The following is an 18,304-nucleotide window of genomic DNA, read 5'->3' as shown; positions in this document are numbered from 1 at the left end:
CCAGGAAAGTGAGGTCTCGAAACGAGCAAGGTGCCTCGCCCGGAGGCGAGGCACCTTGGAGAACCTTCTGAGTGGGGAGGCTCAGGCGTAGATGTTTTCGTAATACTCGGCTGCCATGCGGTCCGAACCGAAAGCCGGGAGGACATCGTCCATGCTTTTCTTTACGAGGGCCCACCAGCCATCGGGATCGTCGTAGTAGAGGGGGAGGATGCGATCATTGAGGGCCGCGTGGAGTCCTTCGAGGTCATGGCGGTCACGATCGGCCTCGGACATGGCAGGATCCGCGGGAGGGACGATGAACGAGTTGACCCCATCCTCGGCGAATTCGCAGATCCAACCGTCGTAGGTGGAAAGGTTGATCGAAGCATTCATTGCAGCGGTCATGCCGGAGGTTCCGGAGGCCTCCCGAGTGACGACAGGATTGTTGAGCCAGACATCGGAGCCGAGTTTGAGGGTGCGGGAGAGTTCGAGCTCATAGCCGACGAGGACGGCAACGTTGGGCAAGTCGGTGGTGAGGCGAATGAGATGGTTGAAGGTCTCAATGGCACCGTAGTCGAAGGGGTAGGGCTTGCCGGCCCAGATGATTTGGATGGGGCGATCGGAATCACGCACGAGTTGCTGGAACATCTTGGCATCCCGGGTGATCAAGTCGGCCCGCTTGTAGCCCGCGAAGCGGCGTGCCCAAACGAGGGTGAGGACGTCTTTGTTGAAAAGCTTCCCGGTTTGATCGGCAACGATGCGCATCAAGCCATCTTTGAGTTCGCGCTTCCGTTGATGGAGAAACTCGAGGTCGTTGTTTTCCCGGGCCCTTTCGAGGCCGCGGTCTTTCCAATAACGGGCATTCTGGGCGTTGGTGACGTGGGTGATCGGGCAGATGTTATCGTAGTGTCCCCACATTTGACGAGACACCTCACCGTGAAGTTTGGAAACGCCGTTTGCCATGTGGCTGAGTCGGAGGGCGGCGAGGGAGTGGTTGAAGAGGTCGTCGGTAAGTCCCACTGCGTGGCGGATGGTGCCTTCATCGAGGCCTCCGAAGAAACTGGCTCCGAGGAGTTGCTGAAAGGAGTGCTTCTCGTTTCCGGCTTCTTCCGGGGTGTGAGTGGTGAAGACGAAGCGCTTTTTGACTTCTGCGACCTGGCCGTCGTGCTTTTCCAAAACGCGGAAGGCTGCGGAAAGCGCGTGGGCCTCGTTGAGGTGCCAAACTTCGGGGTCTACGCCGAGTTCTTCGAGCAGACGAGCGCCTCCGGCACCCAGCACGGTGTATTGGGCGATCCGCCGACCGGGATCGTTGTCGTAGAGGCGCTGGGTGATCTGGCGGTCCTCGGGAGTGTTCTCGTCGAGATCCGTGGTGAGGAAGAACATCGGCACGGTTCCAAAGACCTCGGAGGGCAGGAACTTGGCGCCGATCCAGACGAGTTTGCCGTAGATGGGGATCTGGAAGCGGATGCCGGTGTCTTGAAGGAAAGCATATTCCTTCCGCCGGAATTGGACCGCCATTTCACGGCCTTCGCCGCGAGTTTGGTTGTAATAGCCGCAGGTCCAGACGACTCCGATGCCGCAGAGATTCTGCTTCAGGGCGGCGGCGGAGCGCATGTGGGACCCTGCGAGGAAGCCGAGGCCTCCGGAGTAGATCTTGAACGACTGATCGATGCCAAACTCGCAGCAGAAATAGACGGCGCTTTTGGCGTATTTCGGGTCGATCTCGTAGGGATGGGAATACGGTTCGGGGAGAAACGAAGTGGCCATAAGATGGAGGGCGTTCTGGGGTCCGAAGAAGTGGGGCCGTTCTTGGAACGGCCGTGGTGTGGTGGAGTTCGGTAAGATCCTGACCTTTTGGGTTGCAAGGATGGCTGGCGCCTACGCCTGAGGCAAGGGGGAGCGGTTGTCGAGTCAGGGAGTTGGCATGCACGCTGAGTGCCGTGATTGAGGAAAAGTGTGAGGAGGCAAAGCGCAAGATCTTGATCGGGCGAAAAAACTTTCCGCTGGCTGAGTGGAGCTCAATTGCTTGATGGAGTGCCTTTTGCGGCCCCAAACATGATGAAGACTACGAGAGGGTAGATTCAATATGTGGTGTACGGAGAGAATTTTGGATACAATATGTTTGATTGGAGGAGCAAAATATGCGGAGATTGGTGGTGCTGTGTTTGATGTCCTTCGCTCTGCCGCCCATACGATTGGGACCCTCGAAGTGCCCGATGAAATCGCCTTGGTTTACACCCTATCGGGCTGCCCATTGCGCTGTCCGGGGTGTCATTCGGAGGATTTGAGAAATGCGGATCGGGGACGACTTCTTGGGGTAGATATTTTGGCGGAAGAACTGGCGCGGTATCGGGGCTTGGCCACCTGCGTGTGTTTTTTGGGAGGGGAGTGGCGACCTGATGCCCTCATTTCGCTGCTGCGGGAGGCTCGCAGGCAGGGGTATGCCACGTGTCTCTATACTGGTCGGAATGCGGTGGAGGATCGGATCGCAGTGGAGTTGGACTATGTGAAGCTGGGCCCGTGGGTTGCGGCTCGTGGGGGGCTGGACCGACCTGGGACCAATCAACGTTTTCTCGATCTGCGGCGGGGAGTCGATCTGACGCATCGCTTCCAACGCACTACCGCCGGTTTTGCGTCCATTTCTCAAGCTGCCTAATGCCCACTATGCAACGTTCTCTCGAATTCATCGACCGCTTCATCGCCGCTCGCAACTCGGCGGACGGATCTTTGGTCGACGCCAATGCCAACGTCACTTCGAAGAATGCCGCGGTCTTGGCGGCGGAGATCCACAAAGAAGCGAATATCCGCATTCATCGTGCGTTGATGGAGCGCCAACTGACGCGGCGCTTTGGTCCGGAATCTGCCGCGCATTACCGAGCCCAGCTGGAGAATCATGAGATCTACACTCACGATGAAACGGCGCCGTTCATGCCCTACTGCGCGAGCGTGAGTTTGTATCCGATGTTGAGGGAGGGCTTGGTCCCGCTGGGGGGCGAAAGCCAGGCTCCAAAGCATCTGGCCTCGTTCTGTGGGAGTTTCATCAACTATGTTTTTGCGGTTTCGGCCAATCTGGCAGGGGCATGTGCGACGGTGGAGTTTCTGAACTGCTTCGACCATTTTGCACGGAAGGATTATGGCGATCACTACCTGGTGGACCACGAGGTCGCGATTGCCAACCACCTCCAGCATGTCATCTATGCTCTCAATCAACCTGCAGCCGCACGCAGCTATCAAAGCGTGTTTTGGAACATTTCCCTGTTCGACGAGAACTATTTCGAAGGGATGTTTGGCGATTTTGTCTTTCCGGATGGAGACGTCTCGAAATGGGAGAGTGTGAAACGGCTCCAAGCGTACTTTTTGGGTTGGTTCAACTCGGAACGAGAGAAGTCGCTGTTGACCTTTCCCGTGGTCACCGCCGCCTTCGTGCACGATCGCGAAGAGGCGAAGGATGCTGAGTTTGCCGAGTTGTTGGCCAGCGAGTTATCTCGGGGAAATTCGTTTTTTATCTACTCCAGTGACAGCGTGGATTCGCTGTCGTCCTGCTGCCGTCTGCGCAATGCTCTCGATGGCGATAACGACTTTTCGTTCTCGTTGGGAGCGGGTGGTGTGATGACCGGATCGATGCAAGTCATGACGATCAATTTCAACCGTCTGGTTCAGGACGGCCGAGATCTGACCGAACAAGTGAAATGGTTGCACCGCTATCTCGTGGCGAGGAGGGACATCATCCAGGAATTCGATCAAGCTGGGCTGTTGCCGATTTACACGGCGAAGTGCATCACTTTGGACAAGCAGTACCTCACGATTGGCGTGAATGGGATGGTCGAAGCTGCGGAGTTTCTCGGTCTCGATCCTTCGAACAATGAAGCCTACATTTCTTGGGTTTCTGGGCAGCTTAGGACCATCAATCTCCTCAACCGGGACGCGTCTCGGCAGTTTGGAGCGCGATTCAATACGGAATTTGTACCCGCTGAAAACTTGGGGGTGAAGTTTGCGAGGTGGGATCGGGAAGCGGGCTACAGCGTGCCGCGCGACTGCTACAATTCTTACTTTTACCCGGTTGAGCGGGAGGATGTGAACGTGCTCGACAAGCTGATCCTGCATGGAGAGCAGGTGACGCAGTACTTAGACGGAGGCTCGGCCCTGCATTTGAATTTGGAGAGCTATGCGACCCAGGAATCTTTTGCCAAATTGATTCGGGCGGCGATTCGGACGGGTTGCAATTATTTCTGCACCAATGTCCGGGTGACCTGCTGCAATGATTGTGGTCGGATCGACAAATGGACCCGGGATGATTGTCCTCACTGTGGGTCCCGCAACATCGACTACGCCACACGCATCATTGGCTACCTCAAGCGTGTGTCCAGTTGGTCGAGCGATCGCCAGCAGGAGCACGATCGCCGTGCCTATCAAGTTGAGCAGGGTAGTTGAAGTTCCGATCTGGAATGTGCGAGTTCAGGCGGTTGGTTCCGCGACGGCAGGAGTCGCGGTTTTGGCGCGATTTCGCCATCGCTCGACCGGCACTTCAATGTAGCGCCACGACAACCAGCATAGTCCCCATGAGGAGAGCCCAAAGATGACCATTTTGAGGGCACTGGTGGCGTGTGTTTCCGGAAGCTGCCAAAGCCAGGGAATGACCCATCCGAGGGCCAGCGGGACCAGCGAATGAAGCAGGTAGAGGGAGTAGCTGATCTTGGCGATGTGTTGCGTGATCGGATGTTGCAGGAGCCCGGCAAGCCATTGGGGCAATCCTGAAAGGCTGGCAGCAATCAGTCCGCAGAGGGCGATCGTCAGGAAGGTTTGCTTGAAATAGCGGACACCGGCGAGGGGGTGCCCTGCTTCCTCGAGAGCATAGAGGACTCCATAGATCGCGGCGGAAATCCACGCGACGGTGCGCAGTCGTCGATCGTCGGCAGGCATGCCTCCTTGCATCAGCACTGCGAGAAAGGCGCCGAGACCAAGGTAATCGAGACAGCAGGTCGTGATCGCACCGCCTTGCGGGAGGTGGGACCATTGGCGTTCGAGTAGCATCCGCGAAAGGGGCGCCAGGAGCGCGGTGAAAAGGCAGGCAGGCGCGAGCCAGCGGCGGGGTAGGGCGAGAACCACCAATGGCCAAATCAGGTAGAATTGGGATTGGATGGCCAGCGTCCAGTAGTGAGAGGTGCCCGAGGGCCATCCCGGCAGTCCGGCGATGTGGAAGTTGGCCAGCTGAAGGAGATACCACCAAGGGTGGGCGACGAAATCGGGAGCCCGGACCAACCAAGCAAAGGCGAAGGCGGCAAAGCAGGGAATGAGGATGCGCAAGGCCCGGCGACGGACAATGGTCGAGTAGATGCCAGGTTTGCCCAAGGCGCGATCCCGCAGGACCACGCGGGTGATGAAGAAGCCGGTGAGGGTGAGGAAAAAGTAGAGGCCGGTTTCAAGGGGAAGAGGAACCTCCCATTCATCGGGGATCCAATGCAGCCACATCACGCCGAGCACGGCCAAGGCCCGCCAGCCGTCAAGTTGGGTATTGCGTTTCGCCGCCACGGCGGGGTTCTAGGGATGCTGGGAGAAAATGGACAGGGGAAAGGTCGTGGAGAATGGGGCCTTCATATCGGGCCGTTTCCCTACCACGCCGGGTTGCCGCGGTCATCGTAAGGGAGCCAAAGTAGGGCGACGCGATTGACCTGCACGTTGGCGCGGGTGGGTTTGAGGCTTTCCGTGTCGAGGTCGAGCGCTTCGGGAGAGTAGTTGCGATCGAGGTTGGCGATGTCGTCTTGAAGTTCCCTCTGGAGCGATTGTATTTCCGACTCGATGGCTTCGACTTTGTCCTCGGCCAAGGCGACATCGCGATGTTGTTGAAAAGCTCGGCTAGCGCGGGAGACGGAGGTGCGGGCGCTGCGACGGCGACCCCCGAGGACGCCACCGAGGAGAGAACCGAGGATGCTCATGCCGGCTTCGAGCTTGGCGGAGTTGGCTTGGCCTTTCTCTCTCGCGACAGCAGTTTCCGCCGAGCGGAGGCGGTTTTCCAAAGTTTTGAGTTTTGCTTCGGCTTTGTCCCGAAGTTGCTCGACTGCCTGGTCGCGAGCCTCGCGAGCGGCATGGCCGAGTCGAGCACGGAAATCGGATTCGGATTCTCCAAGTTGGGAATACTGTTTGAGCTCCGCGCAGCGGAAGATTTCGACGCGTTCATTTTGATAGAGCCAGTCGTCGAACTCTTGGGTGACAGCTTTATAGTTGTCGGCGTTCATGGCGAATCCAGGAAGCTCTGCGAAGCCTGCTCCTTCACTGGGCTGAGAGGTAAGGCTTTCGGGTTTGAGCGGCGGTGGAATTTCCTGGTTCCAGGTGATGCCGGTGGCGCTGATGGGATTGACCTTGCGGATGACTCGGGAGCCATCGATTCCGGCCTTGGCAGAGGCGAAGCGGACGGTTCCCACCCGAAGGAGATGGGGATGATAGGTGACGCCCTGAGAAGGGCCGACGAGGGGTGCGAAGTGCTCCAAGACGTTGGGGCCGACGATCGGTCGCACGACTGGATGCGCCGATGTTGCGGTGGCGGAACCCATGGACATGGGATTGACGGGAGGGCTGGACGGATTCTGGTGATCAGACGCTGCAAAGGGGGCCCGCTTGGGGTCCATGAGGGTTTTGATCGAACTGCGGGTGAGCGGGCCTGCGAGGTAGCTCATGACCCAGCGGACATGAAAGAGCTCCGGGGCACCGTCGTGGACGTTGTTGAGGAGGAAAACCCGATTGCCGAGACCGGAGAGGAGCTTCTCCAGGGCGGCTCGATGGAATTGAGAGTTTTGCGAGGCGGCGGCGCCTTCCAGTCCGTCGAGAACCCGGAGTTTGTCGCGTTCCGTTTGCAATCGGCCAAGGAACCAAGTGCCGATATTGGAGAGTGCCTTGTAGTCGAGGTCGACGGGGTTTTGCGTGGCCAGGAGGCACCCGACTCCGAAGGCGCGAGCCTGCTTGAGAAGGGTCATCATGGGCTTTTTACTAGGCGGATTGGCCGTCGGTGGAAGATAGCCGTAGATCTCGTCCATGTAGAGAAGCGCTCGGAGAGAGGTGGTGCCTTTCTGAGCGCGCATCCAACCGAGCATTTGGTTGAGCAGCAGGCTGACGAAGAACATGCGTTCGCTGTCGGAAAGGTGGGCGATGCTGAAGATCGAGATGCGTGGCTTGCCCTCGGGGGTGTGGAGCATTTTCGCGATGTCGAGTGGCGGGCCTTCGAGCCACGTTTGAAAGCCGGGGGAGGCAAGCAGGTTGTTGAATTTGAGGGCGAGGGACTGTCGGTCCTTGCTGGAAATGAAGCTTTCCAAGTCGATCACCCCGACTTTGTCGAAAGGAGGCTTTTGAAGGTGGCGAATCAGGTTTTCGAGGCTGAGGTCGCGGCCTGCGCGCCATTCGTGCCCGAAGAGGTTGGCGAGGAGGATGGCTTCGGGAGATTGTATGGGGTCGGCATCGACTCCCACCAGAGAGAGCAGTGAGGCGACGGTGGATTCGATGCGCTCTCCGAAAAGCTCGCTCTCTTCGACGATCTCCATCGGAGGAGCGGCAAGGGAGGCGAGGATGGACACGGGGATGCCAGCCTGGGATCCGGGAGTGAAGATGTTGACATCGACAGCATCACGAAGGTTTTGAATCCGCTCAGGCGATTGACCCCAGTCCGCGAGTCCTTGTTTCCATTGTGCCGCGGTTTTGGCAGCGAAGTCATCAGGGGACATCCCTTTGCGGGCAGCATCGTCTTCGTTGATCCATGGCCGGAAATCTTCTGCGGCTAAGTGGGGAAAGGTGAGGAGGAGGTTGGCGATATCGCCTTTCGGGTCGATCACGATGGCGGGGATGTGATCGATGGCGGCCTCTTCGAGAAGGGCCATGCAAAGACCGGTTTTGCCGGACCCGGTCATGCCGAGGACCACCCCGTGAGTGACCAAATCTTTCGAGTCGTAGAGGACCTGCTCCTCCGTTGGAGCTGCGGTTTCGAGGTCGTAGGTTTTTCCGAGATAGAAAGAACCGAGCTTTTCGAAGGAGGGGGTATCCATTTGCAGCGAATCATGAAGAGATTCGGGTGCGGCTGCGAAGTCGGAAAACGGATTGCGCCGAGGAATCTCCGTCCTCGGCGTTTGGCGACCCAGCGACACCGCAGGAAACCTCAGCAAAAATCGGAAGACCGCTGCATGGCAGCAAAAGGCCCACCGGAGGGAATTCCGGTGGGCCTTAGGAGAGAGAGGATTCCAGCGCGCCACGCTGGCATGAGATGGCGCGCTGGGGTCCGGCTGGGGGGGGCTGGGTTGAGGTTAGGCAGCGGCGGTGTCAGCGTCTTTACGCCGTTGGAACAGGCCGCGGATGAAGACGTAGAACACCGGGGTAAAGATGAGGCCAAAGAAGGTCACACCCAACATGCCGGCGAATACCGCGGTGCCGAGAGCCTGCCGCATTTCGGCACCGGGGCCGGAGGCGATGACCAGCGGCACCACCCCCAAGATGAAGGCGAAGGAGGTCATCAAGATCGGCCGCAAGCGAAGTTTGCAGGCCTCGATGGCAGCTTCGAAGCGGTCTTTTCCTTCGTCTTCGATTTGGCGGGCGAACTCGACGATCAGAATCGCGTTCTTGGCGGCAAGGCCGATGAGCACGACGAAGCCAATCTGCGTGAGGATGTTGTTGTCCATGTTCCGCATGAGGACGCCCCCGATGGCGCTGAACAGACACATCGGGACGATCAGGATGACGGCCATGGGCAATCCCCAGCTTTCATACTGGGCGGCGAGGAGAAGGAAGACGAACACCACGGCCAAGGCGAACACCAAGGCGGCGGTGTTGCCCGCGGCGCGTTCTTGGTAGGCGATGTCGACCCACTCGATGTCATAGCCCGCGGGCAGTTCCTTGGCGAGTTCCTCAACAATGTCGAGACCTTCACCGGTGCTGACGCCTGGGGCGGTTTGACCGCTGATTTCGGCAGCCGTGTAGAGGTTGTGGCGGACGACCCGGTCGGGGCCGGTGGTGCGCTTCATTTCCACCAGCGAGCCGAGGGGGACGAGGTGATCGTCCGAGCTGCGGGTGTTGAGGAGGCGCACATCACTGGCGTCGTCGCGGTATTCGGACTCGGCTTGGGCGATCACCCGGTAAGTGCGGCCGAATTCGTTGAAGTCATTGACGTAGGACGAGCCGAGGAAGACCTGTAGGGTCTCGAAGATATTCGACATCGGAACATTGAGCATTTTGGCCTTGGTGCGGTCGATGTCGGCAAAGTACTGCGGCGTGTTCGCTTGGAAGGTCGAGAAGGCCCGCGAAATCCGGGGGTCTTGGTTGAGCTTGCCCATGAAAGCATAGGTTTGCTGCTGCAGTTCGGCGTAGCTGGCCCCAGCCCGATTTTGGAGCATGAACTTGAAGCCCCCGCCGGTGCCGATCCCCTGGACGGGAGGCGGCTCGATGACAACGTTCATGGCATCGGTGATGGAGCCGACGGCGCGTTGGATATCGGCGCTGATAAGGGACGCCGAACGACCTCGCTTGGCGCGTTCGTGGTGGGACTCAAGGATGATGAAAACGGCGCCTGCATTGGGGGCCATGGCCCGGGTGGCACCGGAGAAACCGGCGATTTCCACCGTGTGGGCAACGCCATCAATGGAGCGGGCGGTGGCTGCGGCTTCCTTGACGACCTCACGGGTGCGCGAAATCGAAGCGGCATTGGGGAGCTGCACGGCAAGGATCAGATAACCTTGGTCCTGTTGAGGGATGAATCCGCCAGGGGTTTTTTTGAAGCCGTAGCTGCCGAGACCGACGAGACCGAGGTAGAGGAGAAGCATCACCGCCAGCACACGGGTGATGCGCTTCACAAAGCCCCCATAGCCATCCGACATTTTGCCGAAGACTCGGTTGAAGCCACGGAAGAACCATCCGAAGGCGCCATCGAGGAAGCGTTGGAACCAGTCTTTCTTCGCTTCCGGACCCCGCAGGAGAATGCCGCAGAGGGCCGGGCTGAGGGTGAGCGAAACGAAGGCGGAGATGATGGTGGCTGCCGCGATGGTGATCGCGAACTGTTGGTAGAACTGCCCCGAAATGCCGGTGATGAAGGCGGTGGGGATGAACACGGCGCTGAGCACAAGGGCGATCGAAACGAGAGCGCCACTCACTTCGTGCATGGCTTTTCGGGTCGCGGCCTTGGGTCCCATGCCTTCTTCAAGGTGTCGTTCGACCCCTTCCACCACGACGATGGCATCGTCGACGACGATCCCGATGGCGAGTACCATGCCGAACAGGGTGAGGTTGTTCAGCGAGAATCCGAGGGCTGCCATGACGGCGAGCGAGCCGACCAGCGAGACGGGAATGGCGAGGAGCGGGATGAGCGAGGCACGCCAGTTCTGGAGGAACACGAGCACGACGAGCACGACGAGGAGAACCGCTTCAAAAAGGGTGTGCATCACCGAGTTGATCGACTCCTCCACGAAGACGGTGGGGTTGTAGACGATCGCAGTGCTCAGGCCGGCCGGGAAGTCTTTCTCCAGGCGCTTGAGGGTTTCCTCAATCTCGTGGGCGGTGGCGAGGGCGTTGGAACCGGGGCGTTGGCTGATGCCGATACCGATGGCGGCTTTACCATCGAGAAAGCTCTCGCGGGCATATTCTTGGGAGCCGAGTTCGAGGCGAGCGACATCGCCGAGGCGAACGACCTGTCCTTCGTCGCCGGTTTTGACGATGATGTCGCCGAATTCTTCCTCTGTTTTGAGACGTCCCTGGGCGATGACGTTCATTTCGAACGCCGTGGAGGTGTTCATCGGTTCTTGGCCGATGGTGCCGGCGGCGACCTGAATGTTCTGCTCGCCAAGGGCGTCGAGAACATCCCCCGCGGTGAGGTCACGGGCGGCCAGCTTTTGGGGGTCGAGCCAAACGCGCATGGCGTATTCGGAGGCGCCGAAGACGGTGACGTTACCGACGCCGTCGAGGCGCAGGAGTTCGTCGCGGACGCGCAGGAAGGCGAAGTTCCCGACGAAGAGCTGGCTGAGGCTATCATTGTCACTGATCAAGTGCGCCACGAGCAGAAGGTCGGGGCTGGCTTTTTCGGTGACCACACCGGTGCGGCGGACGATTTCGGGGAGCTTCGGTTCGGCCCGGGCGACGCGGTTCTGGACGAGCACCTGAGCTTGGTCGACGTCGGTGCCTTGGGCAAAGGTGATGGTGATTTGGACGGCGCCATTGCTGGTCGACGACGAGGTCATGTAGAGCATGTCATCGACGCCGTTGATCTCCTGTTCGATCGGTGTGGCGACGGTGGCAGCGAGCACATCCGGGCTGGCCCCCGGATAGGTGGCGGTGACCTGGATGGTGGGCGGGGCGATTTCCGGGTACTGGGAAACCGGGAGTGTCTTGTAGGCGATGCCGCCCACAAGCATGATCACGATCGACAGCACGGCCGCGAAGATCGGGCGGTCGATGAAGAACTGGGGAAATTTCATGAGATACGGGTGTCCGGGTCGGCCTCAGTGGCCTTGAGTTTCCGGCGCGTTAGGAGCCTTGGTTTCGGCGGGCTTGGGCGAGGTCGGCATGCCGGGACGCGCCATGGTGATACCGCTGACGAGGACGCGGGTGTCCAGAGGGAGGTCGCTTTCGATGACCCGAAGGTCTCCGTGCTTCGGCCCGAGGGTGACTGCGGTGCTCTGGACGATGTTTTCCGAGTTGAGGGTGAGGAGGTAGGTGATGTCCTGCTGGGTCTGGATCGCGATCTCGGGGACGAGGGTGGCGGTGTACTCGCCGCGGCCGGGGAGGCGCAATTTGGCGAACATCCCAGGGGCCAGGAAGCTATCGCCATTCTCGAAGAGCGCACGAGCGCGGAGGGTGGCGGTGGCGGGGTCGAAGGCGTTGCTGACGAAGTCGATGTAGCCGCCACGTGGGTAGCCTTCATCGCCATCCACTGCCATCTCGACGGGAACCCGGCTATTGCGTGCCGATTCGCGTTTGCCTTCCTTTTGGAGTCGCAAGTACTTGAGCACGGTGGCTTCGTCGGCATCGATTCGGCAGTAAATGGGATCGATGGAGACGATGGTGGTGAGCAGAGTCGATTCGGCGGAGCCTCCGCTGATCAGGTTGCCCGGAGTGATGAAACGGTCGGCGATGCGGCCGTGGATCGGGGAGCGGACCTGGGTGTAGCCGAGGTTGAGTTCGGCCGTTTCGACTTGGGCTTCGGCGGCGCTGGTGCGCGCTTGGGCTTCGGCGAGGGAACCTTGGCGGATGTCGACCTCTTCACGGGCGATGGCATTGCGATCGAGAAGTTGCTGGCCGCGCTCGTAGTTCTGTTTTGCCAGAGTTTCCGAGGCGCTGGCTTGATCGAGTTCGGCACGGGCGGCTTTCAGGGCAGCCTCGAAGGGTTTGGGGTCGATGGTGAAAAGAAGGTCTCCTTCCTCAACGGTTTGGCCGTCGGTGAAGTGGATTTTTTCCAGCATGCCGCCGACGCGGGCGCGGACTTCGACGCTGTCGATGGCTTCGAGACGGCCGTTGTATTCGTCCCAGGAGGTGATGGTTTCCTGAGTGGGCTGAACGAATTCCACGACAGGCGCTTGTTGTTGAGGTGCCGGGCCGTCGTTCTTGCGGCAAGCGCCGAGCGCGAGGGTGAGAACGAGGGAGGTGGTGAGGGCGTGAGAGTACATGAAATAGAACGGGGCAAGAGGTTTACCAGCGGCCACCGAGGGCGCGGATGAGGTTGACGGTGTTGGTGTATTCCGCGCCAAGGAGGAGAGCCTGTTGGCGTTGGGCATCGAGGGCTGTGCGTTCGGCATCGAGCACGGTCAGGTAGCTGGCGGTGCCGCCGTCGTACTGCTCAGTGGCGGTATCACGGGCCTCAGTGGAAGCCTCGACGGCTTCCCGTTGGGCGACGGTCTGGGTATCGAGCAGATGGCTGGCGGAGAGTCGGATTTCGACCTCTGCCAAGGCTTCGAGGATGGTTTGCTGGTAGGTTTCGACGACTTCTTCGTAGCGGGCTTGGGTGATGCCGAGGTTGGCCTTGTTGCGGCCGCCCTGGAAGATGGGGACGTAGACTTCAGGACCAATGCCCCAGAATCGGGCACCATGGTTGAAGAGGTTTTCGATATCTGACGCCTGAAATCCGAGGTTCCCGGAAAGGCTGATCGATGGATAGAAGGCGGCGGTGGCCACCCCGATGCGGGCGTTTTCGGCCACGAGCTGACGTTCGGCCTGGCGAATGTCGGGTCGAGCACGAAGCAGCTCAGCCGGAAGCCCAGCTGGGATCGAAGGTGCCTTGCCACTCAGGGGGGAGTGAGGAATGGCAAACGCGGAGGCGGGTTGGCCGGCCAGAACCGCGAGGGCCGCTTCCTGGGCGGTGCGTTGGCGGCGCAGCGCAGCCAAGTCGGCCTTGCTGGTGGCCAGAAGGGCACGAGCCTGGGAGACATCGAGCGAGCTCACCGCGCCAAGTTCATTGCGGTCTTGGGTGAGCTTGAGCGATCCCTCACGGCTTTTGACGCCTTCCTGGACGATGTCGATTTCGCGGTCGATCGCGCGTAGGTTGTAGTAACCTGAAGCGGCTTCGGCTTCGATGGACAGACGCAGAGCATCAAGCGCTTCCTGGCTGGCTTGGGCGTCGGCACCGGCAGCTTCCACACCGCGGCGGATCCGCCCAAAGAGGTCGATTTCCCACTGAGCACCGAGAGGCGCACTGAAAAGGTTGCCAGTCGAGCCCCCATTAGGAACTTCCGCGGAGCTGCGGCTGCGGGTGGCTGCGGGAGAAGCTGCGATGTTGGGAAGGGCGTCTGCGGCGGCGAGGCGGATGGCGCCCCGGGCTTGTTCGACGCGTTTGAGGCCTGCCTTGAGATCGTGATTGGACGCGCGGACCTGTGTGATCAGTCGATTCAGTCCCGAGTCGTTGAAGACCCGCCACCATTCGTCGCGCTTGGCGGCGGAGCGACCGTTCTTTTTTGAATCAAATCGGTAGCTCGACGGCAAATCTGTGCCAGGTGTCTGGTAGTCGGGACCGACCATGAAGCCGTTCTGGCAGCTGGTCATCATCGTTGCTGCTGCCGCCAAGAGTGTGGCCGCAGTCATTCCCCGGGGAAAGAGGGTGGAAGCGTTCATGTGGGTGGCTCGTTCGGTGGGCGTCATGCCCGCCGGCCGAAAAATTACACCGGAGAGTTTACTTTTCTCTGGCGAAAGTAAACCGTAAAGTTTACTTTTCGTGTGAGCCGGTCCCCGCTTACCTCCGGCCGTCCCGATCTTGATGACCCAAAGTGAGAAAAAACGTGCGGCGATTTTGGCTGCAGCTGTCGAAGAGTTCAGCCTTTCTGGTTACGCGGCTGCGAGCATGGATGACATTGCCGCGCGGGCGGAGGTTTCGAAACGAACCGTCTACAATCACTTCGAGAGCAAAGAGCGATTGTTTCTAAAGCTGGCGGAAATCCTGTGCGAGAAGCTGATTGGGGCGACTTCGATGCCGTATGATCCATCCCGCAGTGTGCGGGATCAGCTTGAGGATTTGGCGCGCCGCCACCTCGACTTGGTGGGTTGCAAGGGATTCATGAACATGACCCGGGTGATCCTGCCGGAACGGGTCAGGAATCCCGAATTGGCCAAGGGAGCTTTCGACCGGTTGCGTCGTGGCGAGACGGGATTGGGTCGATGGATGGAAGAAGCGATCGCGGCGGGGGTGATCCGACCGGGCGATTGGCGATCGGTCACACGGAAGTTTTGTGCGATGCTCTCGGAGTTTGGGTTTTGGCCGCAGGTGCTGGGTCATGAGCCCGCCTTGGAGCCCGGCGAGCGCGAAGAGGTGGTCAAAAAGGTGGTGGATCTGTTTCTGGTCGGCGCGATGGCAGAGCTGGACCGGGCTTGATCGCCCGCTTCAAGAGCTTTCGGGCCACTCGAGGAGAAGGTTGTAGGAAAAGACCCGATCGTCAGGAAGCGTCGGCGTCTTGTCGTTGTCGATGGCGTCGTAGACGTTCTTGGGAGGTGAGATCGTGGCGTCCTTCCCGTTGATGAAATCCTGGTCCTGAACGATGCAGCGATAGGCTTTGTTGAGAGCGAGCGCGCGTTCGCGGGAGGGGGTGATGAGATCGTAGACATCCTTCGCGCTGGCGAGTTTTTGGTGGTCAACGCGGCCGCGGGAGAACCAACGATCTTCCATTTCGGGATTGTTGCGGAACTCACTGCCACCGCCCACGCGGGCGAGGTAGGTGGCGATTTCCCCGGTGCGCTCGCCCTTGCTGGGCGCATCAGGCATGCCTTTGAGGTTGATGTAGCCCCAGCCAGCGGAGCCGTCGATCTTCCGTGGGAAGGCGAAAGTTTTGTCGATGGTGGATCCGATGGCGTTGTGGCAGCTCATGCAGGAGAAGTTTTCCTCAAAGGTGAGGGCGCGAAGTCGGCCCTCGGCGTTTTCGATGAAACCTTGGACGGCCCAACCACTTTTGTTGTCGATGCCCTTGTTGCCGAGCCCGAGGTAATCGGGCAGATTGCCGGCGTCTTTCTCATAGCCTTCTTCCTGATAGCGGCGGGCGTAGACCGGCTTGTTGGCGGCGCGAGCTTTGCGCAGGTAGCGCACTTCCTTCATGCGGGTGGAGACACCGATTTTTCCCGTGTCGTCGATCCCCACGTAGCGCACGGTGTGGAGGAATTCGGTTCCTTTGGGATAGAGGAAGGTGTCGATGAATTCGCCGGCGGCGGCCCCTGTCCAACTGTCGAGTCGGGTGATGCGAGTGGCGGTGCCGAGCGTGCCGTTGCCATCAAGGTCGACGGCGAGTGCCTTTTCGTCCACCGGGAGGCAAGAGATCGAGTCCAGCCCTTTGATTTGAGCTTCTAGGATTGCAAGGTTGCTCCGGTAAACGTCGAGGCTAGGGGAACCATCGGAGAGGGTCCGATAGGCCAAGGGCAATCGGATCATCACGTCGTCGGTGGATCCATTGGTGGGCCAGAAGGTACTGGGCAGGGGTTTGTAGTTGAAAGCTACCCAGCCTGAGCCATCGCGCGCAAATCCGTGTGCGTCGAAGGCAGCGTCGCCGAGCTGCAAATCGGCGAGGTCGGGAATCCAACCATCGAAATCGACCTCACGGAGGCGACCGGGAAGTTCGGAGTAGTTGTCCTGCCGAATGTAGGCGAGGATTTCTTCGTCCGTCATGGCGGCAACGCGTTCGCTCCGATCTTCGAAGAGGTTCTTCCAGTGATTCGTCATGCCGAGATCACTGAAGGCGTAGTCGCGTTGCAGATCGCCATCGCCGAGGACATTTTCTCGACCGTTGATGGGGTCCTGGTGGCAGACGTAGCAAGGGTTGTAGCGAGCTTCGGTCTGCGTGTAGCACTGGGGTGGCACGACGGCCTCGGCATTGGAAAGGATCCGTTTCGGGTGGACATCAGGAACCGGCGGGAGCACTCCACGGGAGGCCTTCAGTGCCTCGATCATGCGTTCCGGCGTGGCGTGATCGACCACGGAGGGTACGGAATCCTCGGCCAGAGCGAGGGTGCCTGAAAAGGCTGCGAGGGCGATGAGCAAGGCTTTCATCTGCGAAGTGCGCGGAGGTTTGTCGGGCTGCGAGACCTTGGAAATCGGGGGGCTGCGACGAAATTGGCACACGGGCGCGCCCGACTCAAAAATGAGGGCGGACCCAAAGGCCCGCCCTCCAACGATGGGCACCGTACCCTGGAAAGGCTTATTCGCCAAACGGGCGGTTCTTGCCCGCCTTGTTCAGGCGCTTCACGAATTTCTGATCGGCAACGTTGGTGACGTTGAAGATCCAAACGGCATCACCGAGTCCGTTCGGAACGTTGGCGAGGTCCGTGCTGTCGGGGTGCTGGACGTTGACCGCAAATTCCGTGGGGATCACCGGATTCCAGATCATGCCGGTCGCTTCCGAGCCGTCGACACGAATGCTGAGGAAGTGATCGAGCGACTCGGCGACACCGTCGCTGTTGGTATCGCGAATCATCCAAATGTCCCCGCCGGTGCTGGAGCTGTTGGGGGCATCTTCGACCACGTAGACGTTGCCCAAAGCATCGACGGACAAGTTGTCCGGAGAGTTGAGGGTCGCGGTGGTAGCGTCGAAGCCGAGGTTTTTCGGGGTGTCGGTTTCGCTTGCGAAGACGCGAACGATGGCGCGGTCGACCTTGCCCGCGCCGCGGACACGACGCTTGCCGAGGATTTCCACAGAATAGACGGCATTCTCCGACGTGGCGGCGAAATAGAGCACCTCGCGGCCATTGCGGAGGTGGGAAACGGCGCAGTCTTCGGGGCGGCCGAACGGGGTGCCTCCGGCATTGTCGGAAGCGACCCGACCCGCACGGTAGCTCAAGTTGGTGAAGTCATCGACGAAAGGATCGGTGATTCCGGGGAGAGCGTTGCCGTCTTCATCGGTCAGCGGGATCCAGGTGGCGTTGCCGGTGCGGGTGGCAGTGGCATTGGCAGTGGAGTTCCAGTTTTCCGAAGCGACGCCGTCGAAATCATCGACGGAAAGTACGAAGCTTTGGCCCTTGGTGTAGTCACCTGGGGTGGACATCACAAACTTGTAGATCGAGCCCGAGTTGTCCTCGTCGACGAAGTAGATGGTGTCCTTGTATTTCTTGGAGAAGTTGATGCCTTCGTGGGAAACATTGGGGATGCTTTCGAGCACGCGGGTTTCGATTTCTTCGACTGGCGCGTAGGGGTTGAGAACTTCCAGCACACGGCCGGTGCCGGCCCATTCTTCGGCGAGAAAGAGGGTGCCATTCGGGGTGAAACGGCAGGGGTCGAAAGCCCCAAAGTCTTGAGTGTAGTCACCGGACTCTCCGTTGCCATCGCCCTGGAAGATCAGTTCCGCATGGTTGTCATAGATGCTGTAGCGAGTGACGCCAGCGCTCCATTGGGTTTCGTGAGGAATGAAGAGGTACTCGCCCTGCGGGTCGTACGCCATCATGTCGAACATCGAAGCGTTGCTGCCAAGGTTGGCGGCACGGCCGATCGATTGGCCATAGCTGAGGATTTCGTCTTCGACTTCGCGCAGACTCACAGCGTTCTTCTGGCTGATGCCGGCGGGAGTGGCCCAAGGAGAGGTCAATTCCTCGGCGGACACCGGTGAGGTGACAGGGGCAGATTCGGTCAGAGGGATGAACCAGGTAGGCGTGCCGGCGAACGTGCTGGCGGAGCCGGCGACAAGGGCGGCCAACGCAAGCTGGCGACGGGTGACAAGGCGTTTCATCATGGATGTTGTGGTTTGCTGTGCTCCCGGTGAACTCATCTTGGTGAGTGCCGGGGCGGCTAGCCTCTGGGGAATCCCTCAAGCGCTGGCATTGAGATTCTTGTGCCGTTACTTTCACATGGCATTTTCGTCTCCGAACGGGGCGGTTTTCGGACCTCGAAAGGGGTCACGCCATGAACTTG

General features: G+C 59.7%; 11 protein-coding genes. 3 read left to right on the top strand and 8 right to left on the bottom strand.

The annotated features are described in order from the left end of the window. Positions 1-81: 81 nt before the first annotated feature. On the bottom strand, positions 82-1,746 hold the full coding sequence (gene glgP, locus HNR46_RS02515) for an alpha-glucan family phosphorylase (protein WP_184015492.1): 1,665 nt from the start codon (positions 1,744-1,746) through the stop codon (positions 82-84). Between the two features lie 394 nt (positions 1,747-2,140). On the opposite strand from glgP, the gene HNR46_RS02510 reads away from it, so the two are divergent. Together HNR46_RS02510 and nrdD are read left to right on the top strand one after the other, a co-directional pair. Next, entirely contained in the window at positions 2,141-2,635 is a 495-nt protein-coding gene (locus HNR46_RS02510) for a 4Fe-4S cluster-binding domain-containing protein (protein ID WP_221284975.1), read from the top strand. 8 nt (positions 2,636-2,643) lie between these two features. Further along, positions 2,644-4,410 carry an anaerobic ribonucleoside-triphosphate reductase gene (gene nrdD, locus HNR46_RS02505; RefSeq protein ID WP_221284974.1) on the top strand — a complete coding sequence of 589 codons (1,767 nt, stop codon included), beginning with the start codon at positions 2,644-2,646 and terminating at the stop codon, positions 4,408-4,410. Between the two features lie 24 nt (positions 4,411-4,434). On the opposite strand, the gene HNR46_RS02500 is transcribed toward nrdD, so the two are convergent. The 5 genes from HNR46_RS02500 to HNR46_RS02480 form a co-directional block, all read right to left on the bottom strand. Further along, positions 4,435-5,508, bottom strand: coding sequence for an acyltransferase family protein (locus HNR46_RS02500; RefSeq protein WP_184015486.1), 1,074 nt, complete (start codon positions 5,506-5,508; stop codon positions 4,435-4,437). 80 nt (positions 5,509-5,588) lie between these two features. Continuing rightward, positions 5,589-8,105, bottom strand: a complete 2,517-nt coding sequence (locus tag HNR46_RS02495; RefSeq protein ID WP_221284973.1) for an ATP-binding protein — start codon at positions 8,103-8,105, stop codon at positions 5,589-5,591. Between the two features lie 156 nt (positions 8,106-8,261). Further along, entirely contained in the window at positions 8,262-11,414 is a 3,153-nt protein-coding gene (locus HNR46_RS02490; RefSeq protein WP_184015482.1) for an efflux RND transporter permease subunit, read from the bottom strand. A gap of 24 nt (positions 11,415-11,438) precedes the next feature. Further along, on the bottom strand, positions 11,439-12,602 hold the full coding sequence (locus tag HNR46_RS02485; protein WP_184015480.1) for an efflux RND transporter periplasmic adaptor subunit: 1,164 nt from the start codon (positions 12,600-12,602) through the stop codon (positions 11,439-11,441). Between the two features lie 22 nt (positions 12,603-12,624). Then, positions 12,625-14,010, bottom strand: a complete 1,386-nt coding sequence (locus HNR46_RS02480) for an efflux transporter outer membrane subunit (RefSeq protein ID WP_221284972.1) — start codon at positions 14,008-14,010, stop codon at positions 12,625-12,627. Between the two features lie 172 nt (positions 14,011-14,182). On the opposite strand from HNR46_RS02480, the gene HNR46_RS02475 reads away from it, so the two are divergent. Then, entirely contained in the window at positions 14,183-14,794 is a 612-nt protein-coding gene (locus HNR46_RS02475) for a TetR/AcrR family transcriptional regulator (protein WP_184015476.1), read from the top strand. Positions 14,795-14,803: 9 nt separating this feature from the next. On the opposite strand, the gene HNR46_RS02470 is transcribed toward HNR46_RS02475, so the two are convergent. Next, positions 14,804-16,453: a hypothetical protein gene (locus HNR46_RS02470; protein WP_184015475.1), complete on the bottom strand. Its 1,650-nt coding sequence runs from the start codon at positions 16,451-16,453 to the stop codon at positions 14,804-14,806. A gap of 148 nt (positions 16,454-16,601) precedes the next feature. Continuing rightward, positions 16,602-18,125: an alkaline phosphatase PhoX gene (locus HNR46_RS02465; protein WP_221284970.1), complete on the bottom strand. Its 1,524-nt coding sequence runs from the start codon at positions 18,123-18,125 to the stop codon at positions 16,602-16,604. Positions 18,126-18,304 lie beyond the last annotated feature (179 nt).

It is taken from the genome of Haloferula luteola (assembly GCF_014201715.1).
GTDB lineage: Bacteria > Verrucomicrobiota > Verrucomicrobiia > Verrucomicrobiales > Akkermansiaceae > Haloferula > Haloferula luteola.
Note: the sequence above shows the minus strand (reverse complement) of the source record. Positions and strands in the feature narration are given on the sequence as shown.

What these genes read in the sequence shown, in the direction of transcription:
- glgP (WP_184015492.1), bottom strand. Translation starts at nt 1,746, where the DNA reads ATGGCCACTTCGTTTCTCCCCGAACCGTATTCCCATCCCTACGAGATC.
- nrdD (WP_221284974.1), top strand. Translation starts at nt 2,644, where the DNA reads ATGCAACGTTCTCTCGAATTCATCGACCGCTTCATCGCCGCTCGCAAC.
- HNR46_RS02490 (WP_184015482.1), bottom strand. Translation starts at nt 11,414, where the DNA reads ATGAAATTTCCCCAGTTCTTCATCGACCGCCCGATCTTCGCGGCCGTG.
- HNR46_RS02485 (WP_184015480.1), bottom strand. Translation starts at nt 12,602, where the DNA reads ATGTACTCTCACGCCCTCACCACCTCCCTCGTTCTCACCCTCGCGCTC.
- HNR46_RS02480 (WP_221284972.1), bottom strand. Translation starts at nt 14,010, where the DNA reads ATGACTGCGGCCACACTCTTGGCGGCAGCAGCAACGATGATGACCAGC.
- HNR46_RS02475 (WP_184015476.1), top strand. Translation starts at nt 14,183, where the DNA reads ATGACCCAAAGTGAGAAAAAACGTGCGGCGATTTTGGCTGCAGCTGTC.
- HNR46_RS02470 (WP_184015475.1), bottom strand. Translation starts at nt 16,453, where the DNA reads ATGAAAGCCTTGCTCATCGCCCTCGCAGCCTTTTCAGGCACCCTCGCT.
- HNR46_RS02465 (WP_221284970.1), bottom strand. Translation starts at nt 18,125, where the DNA reads ATGATGAAACGCCTTGTCACCCGTCGCCAGCTTGCGTTGGCCGCCCTT.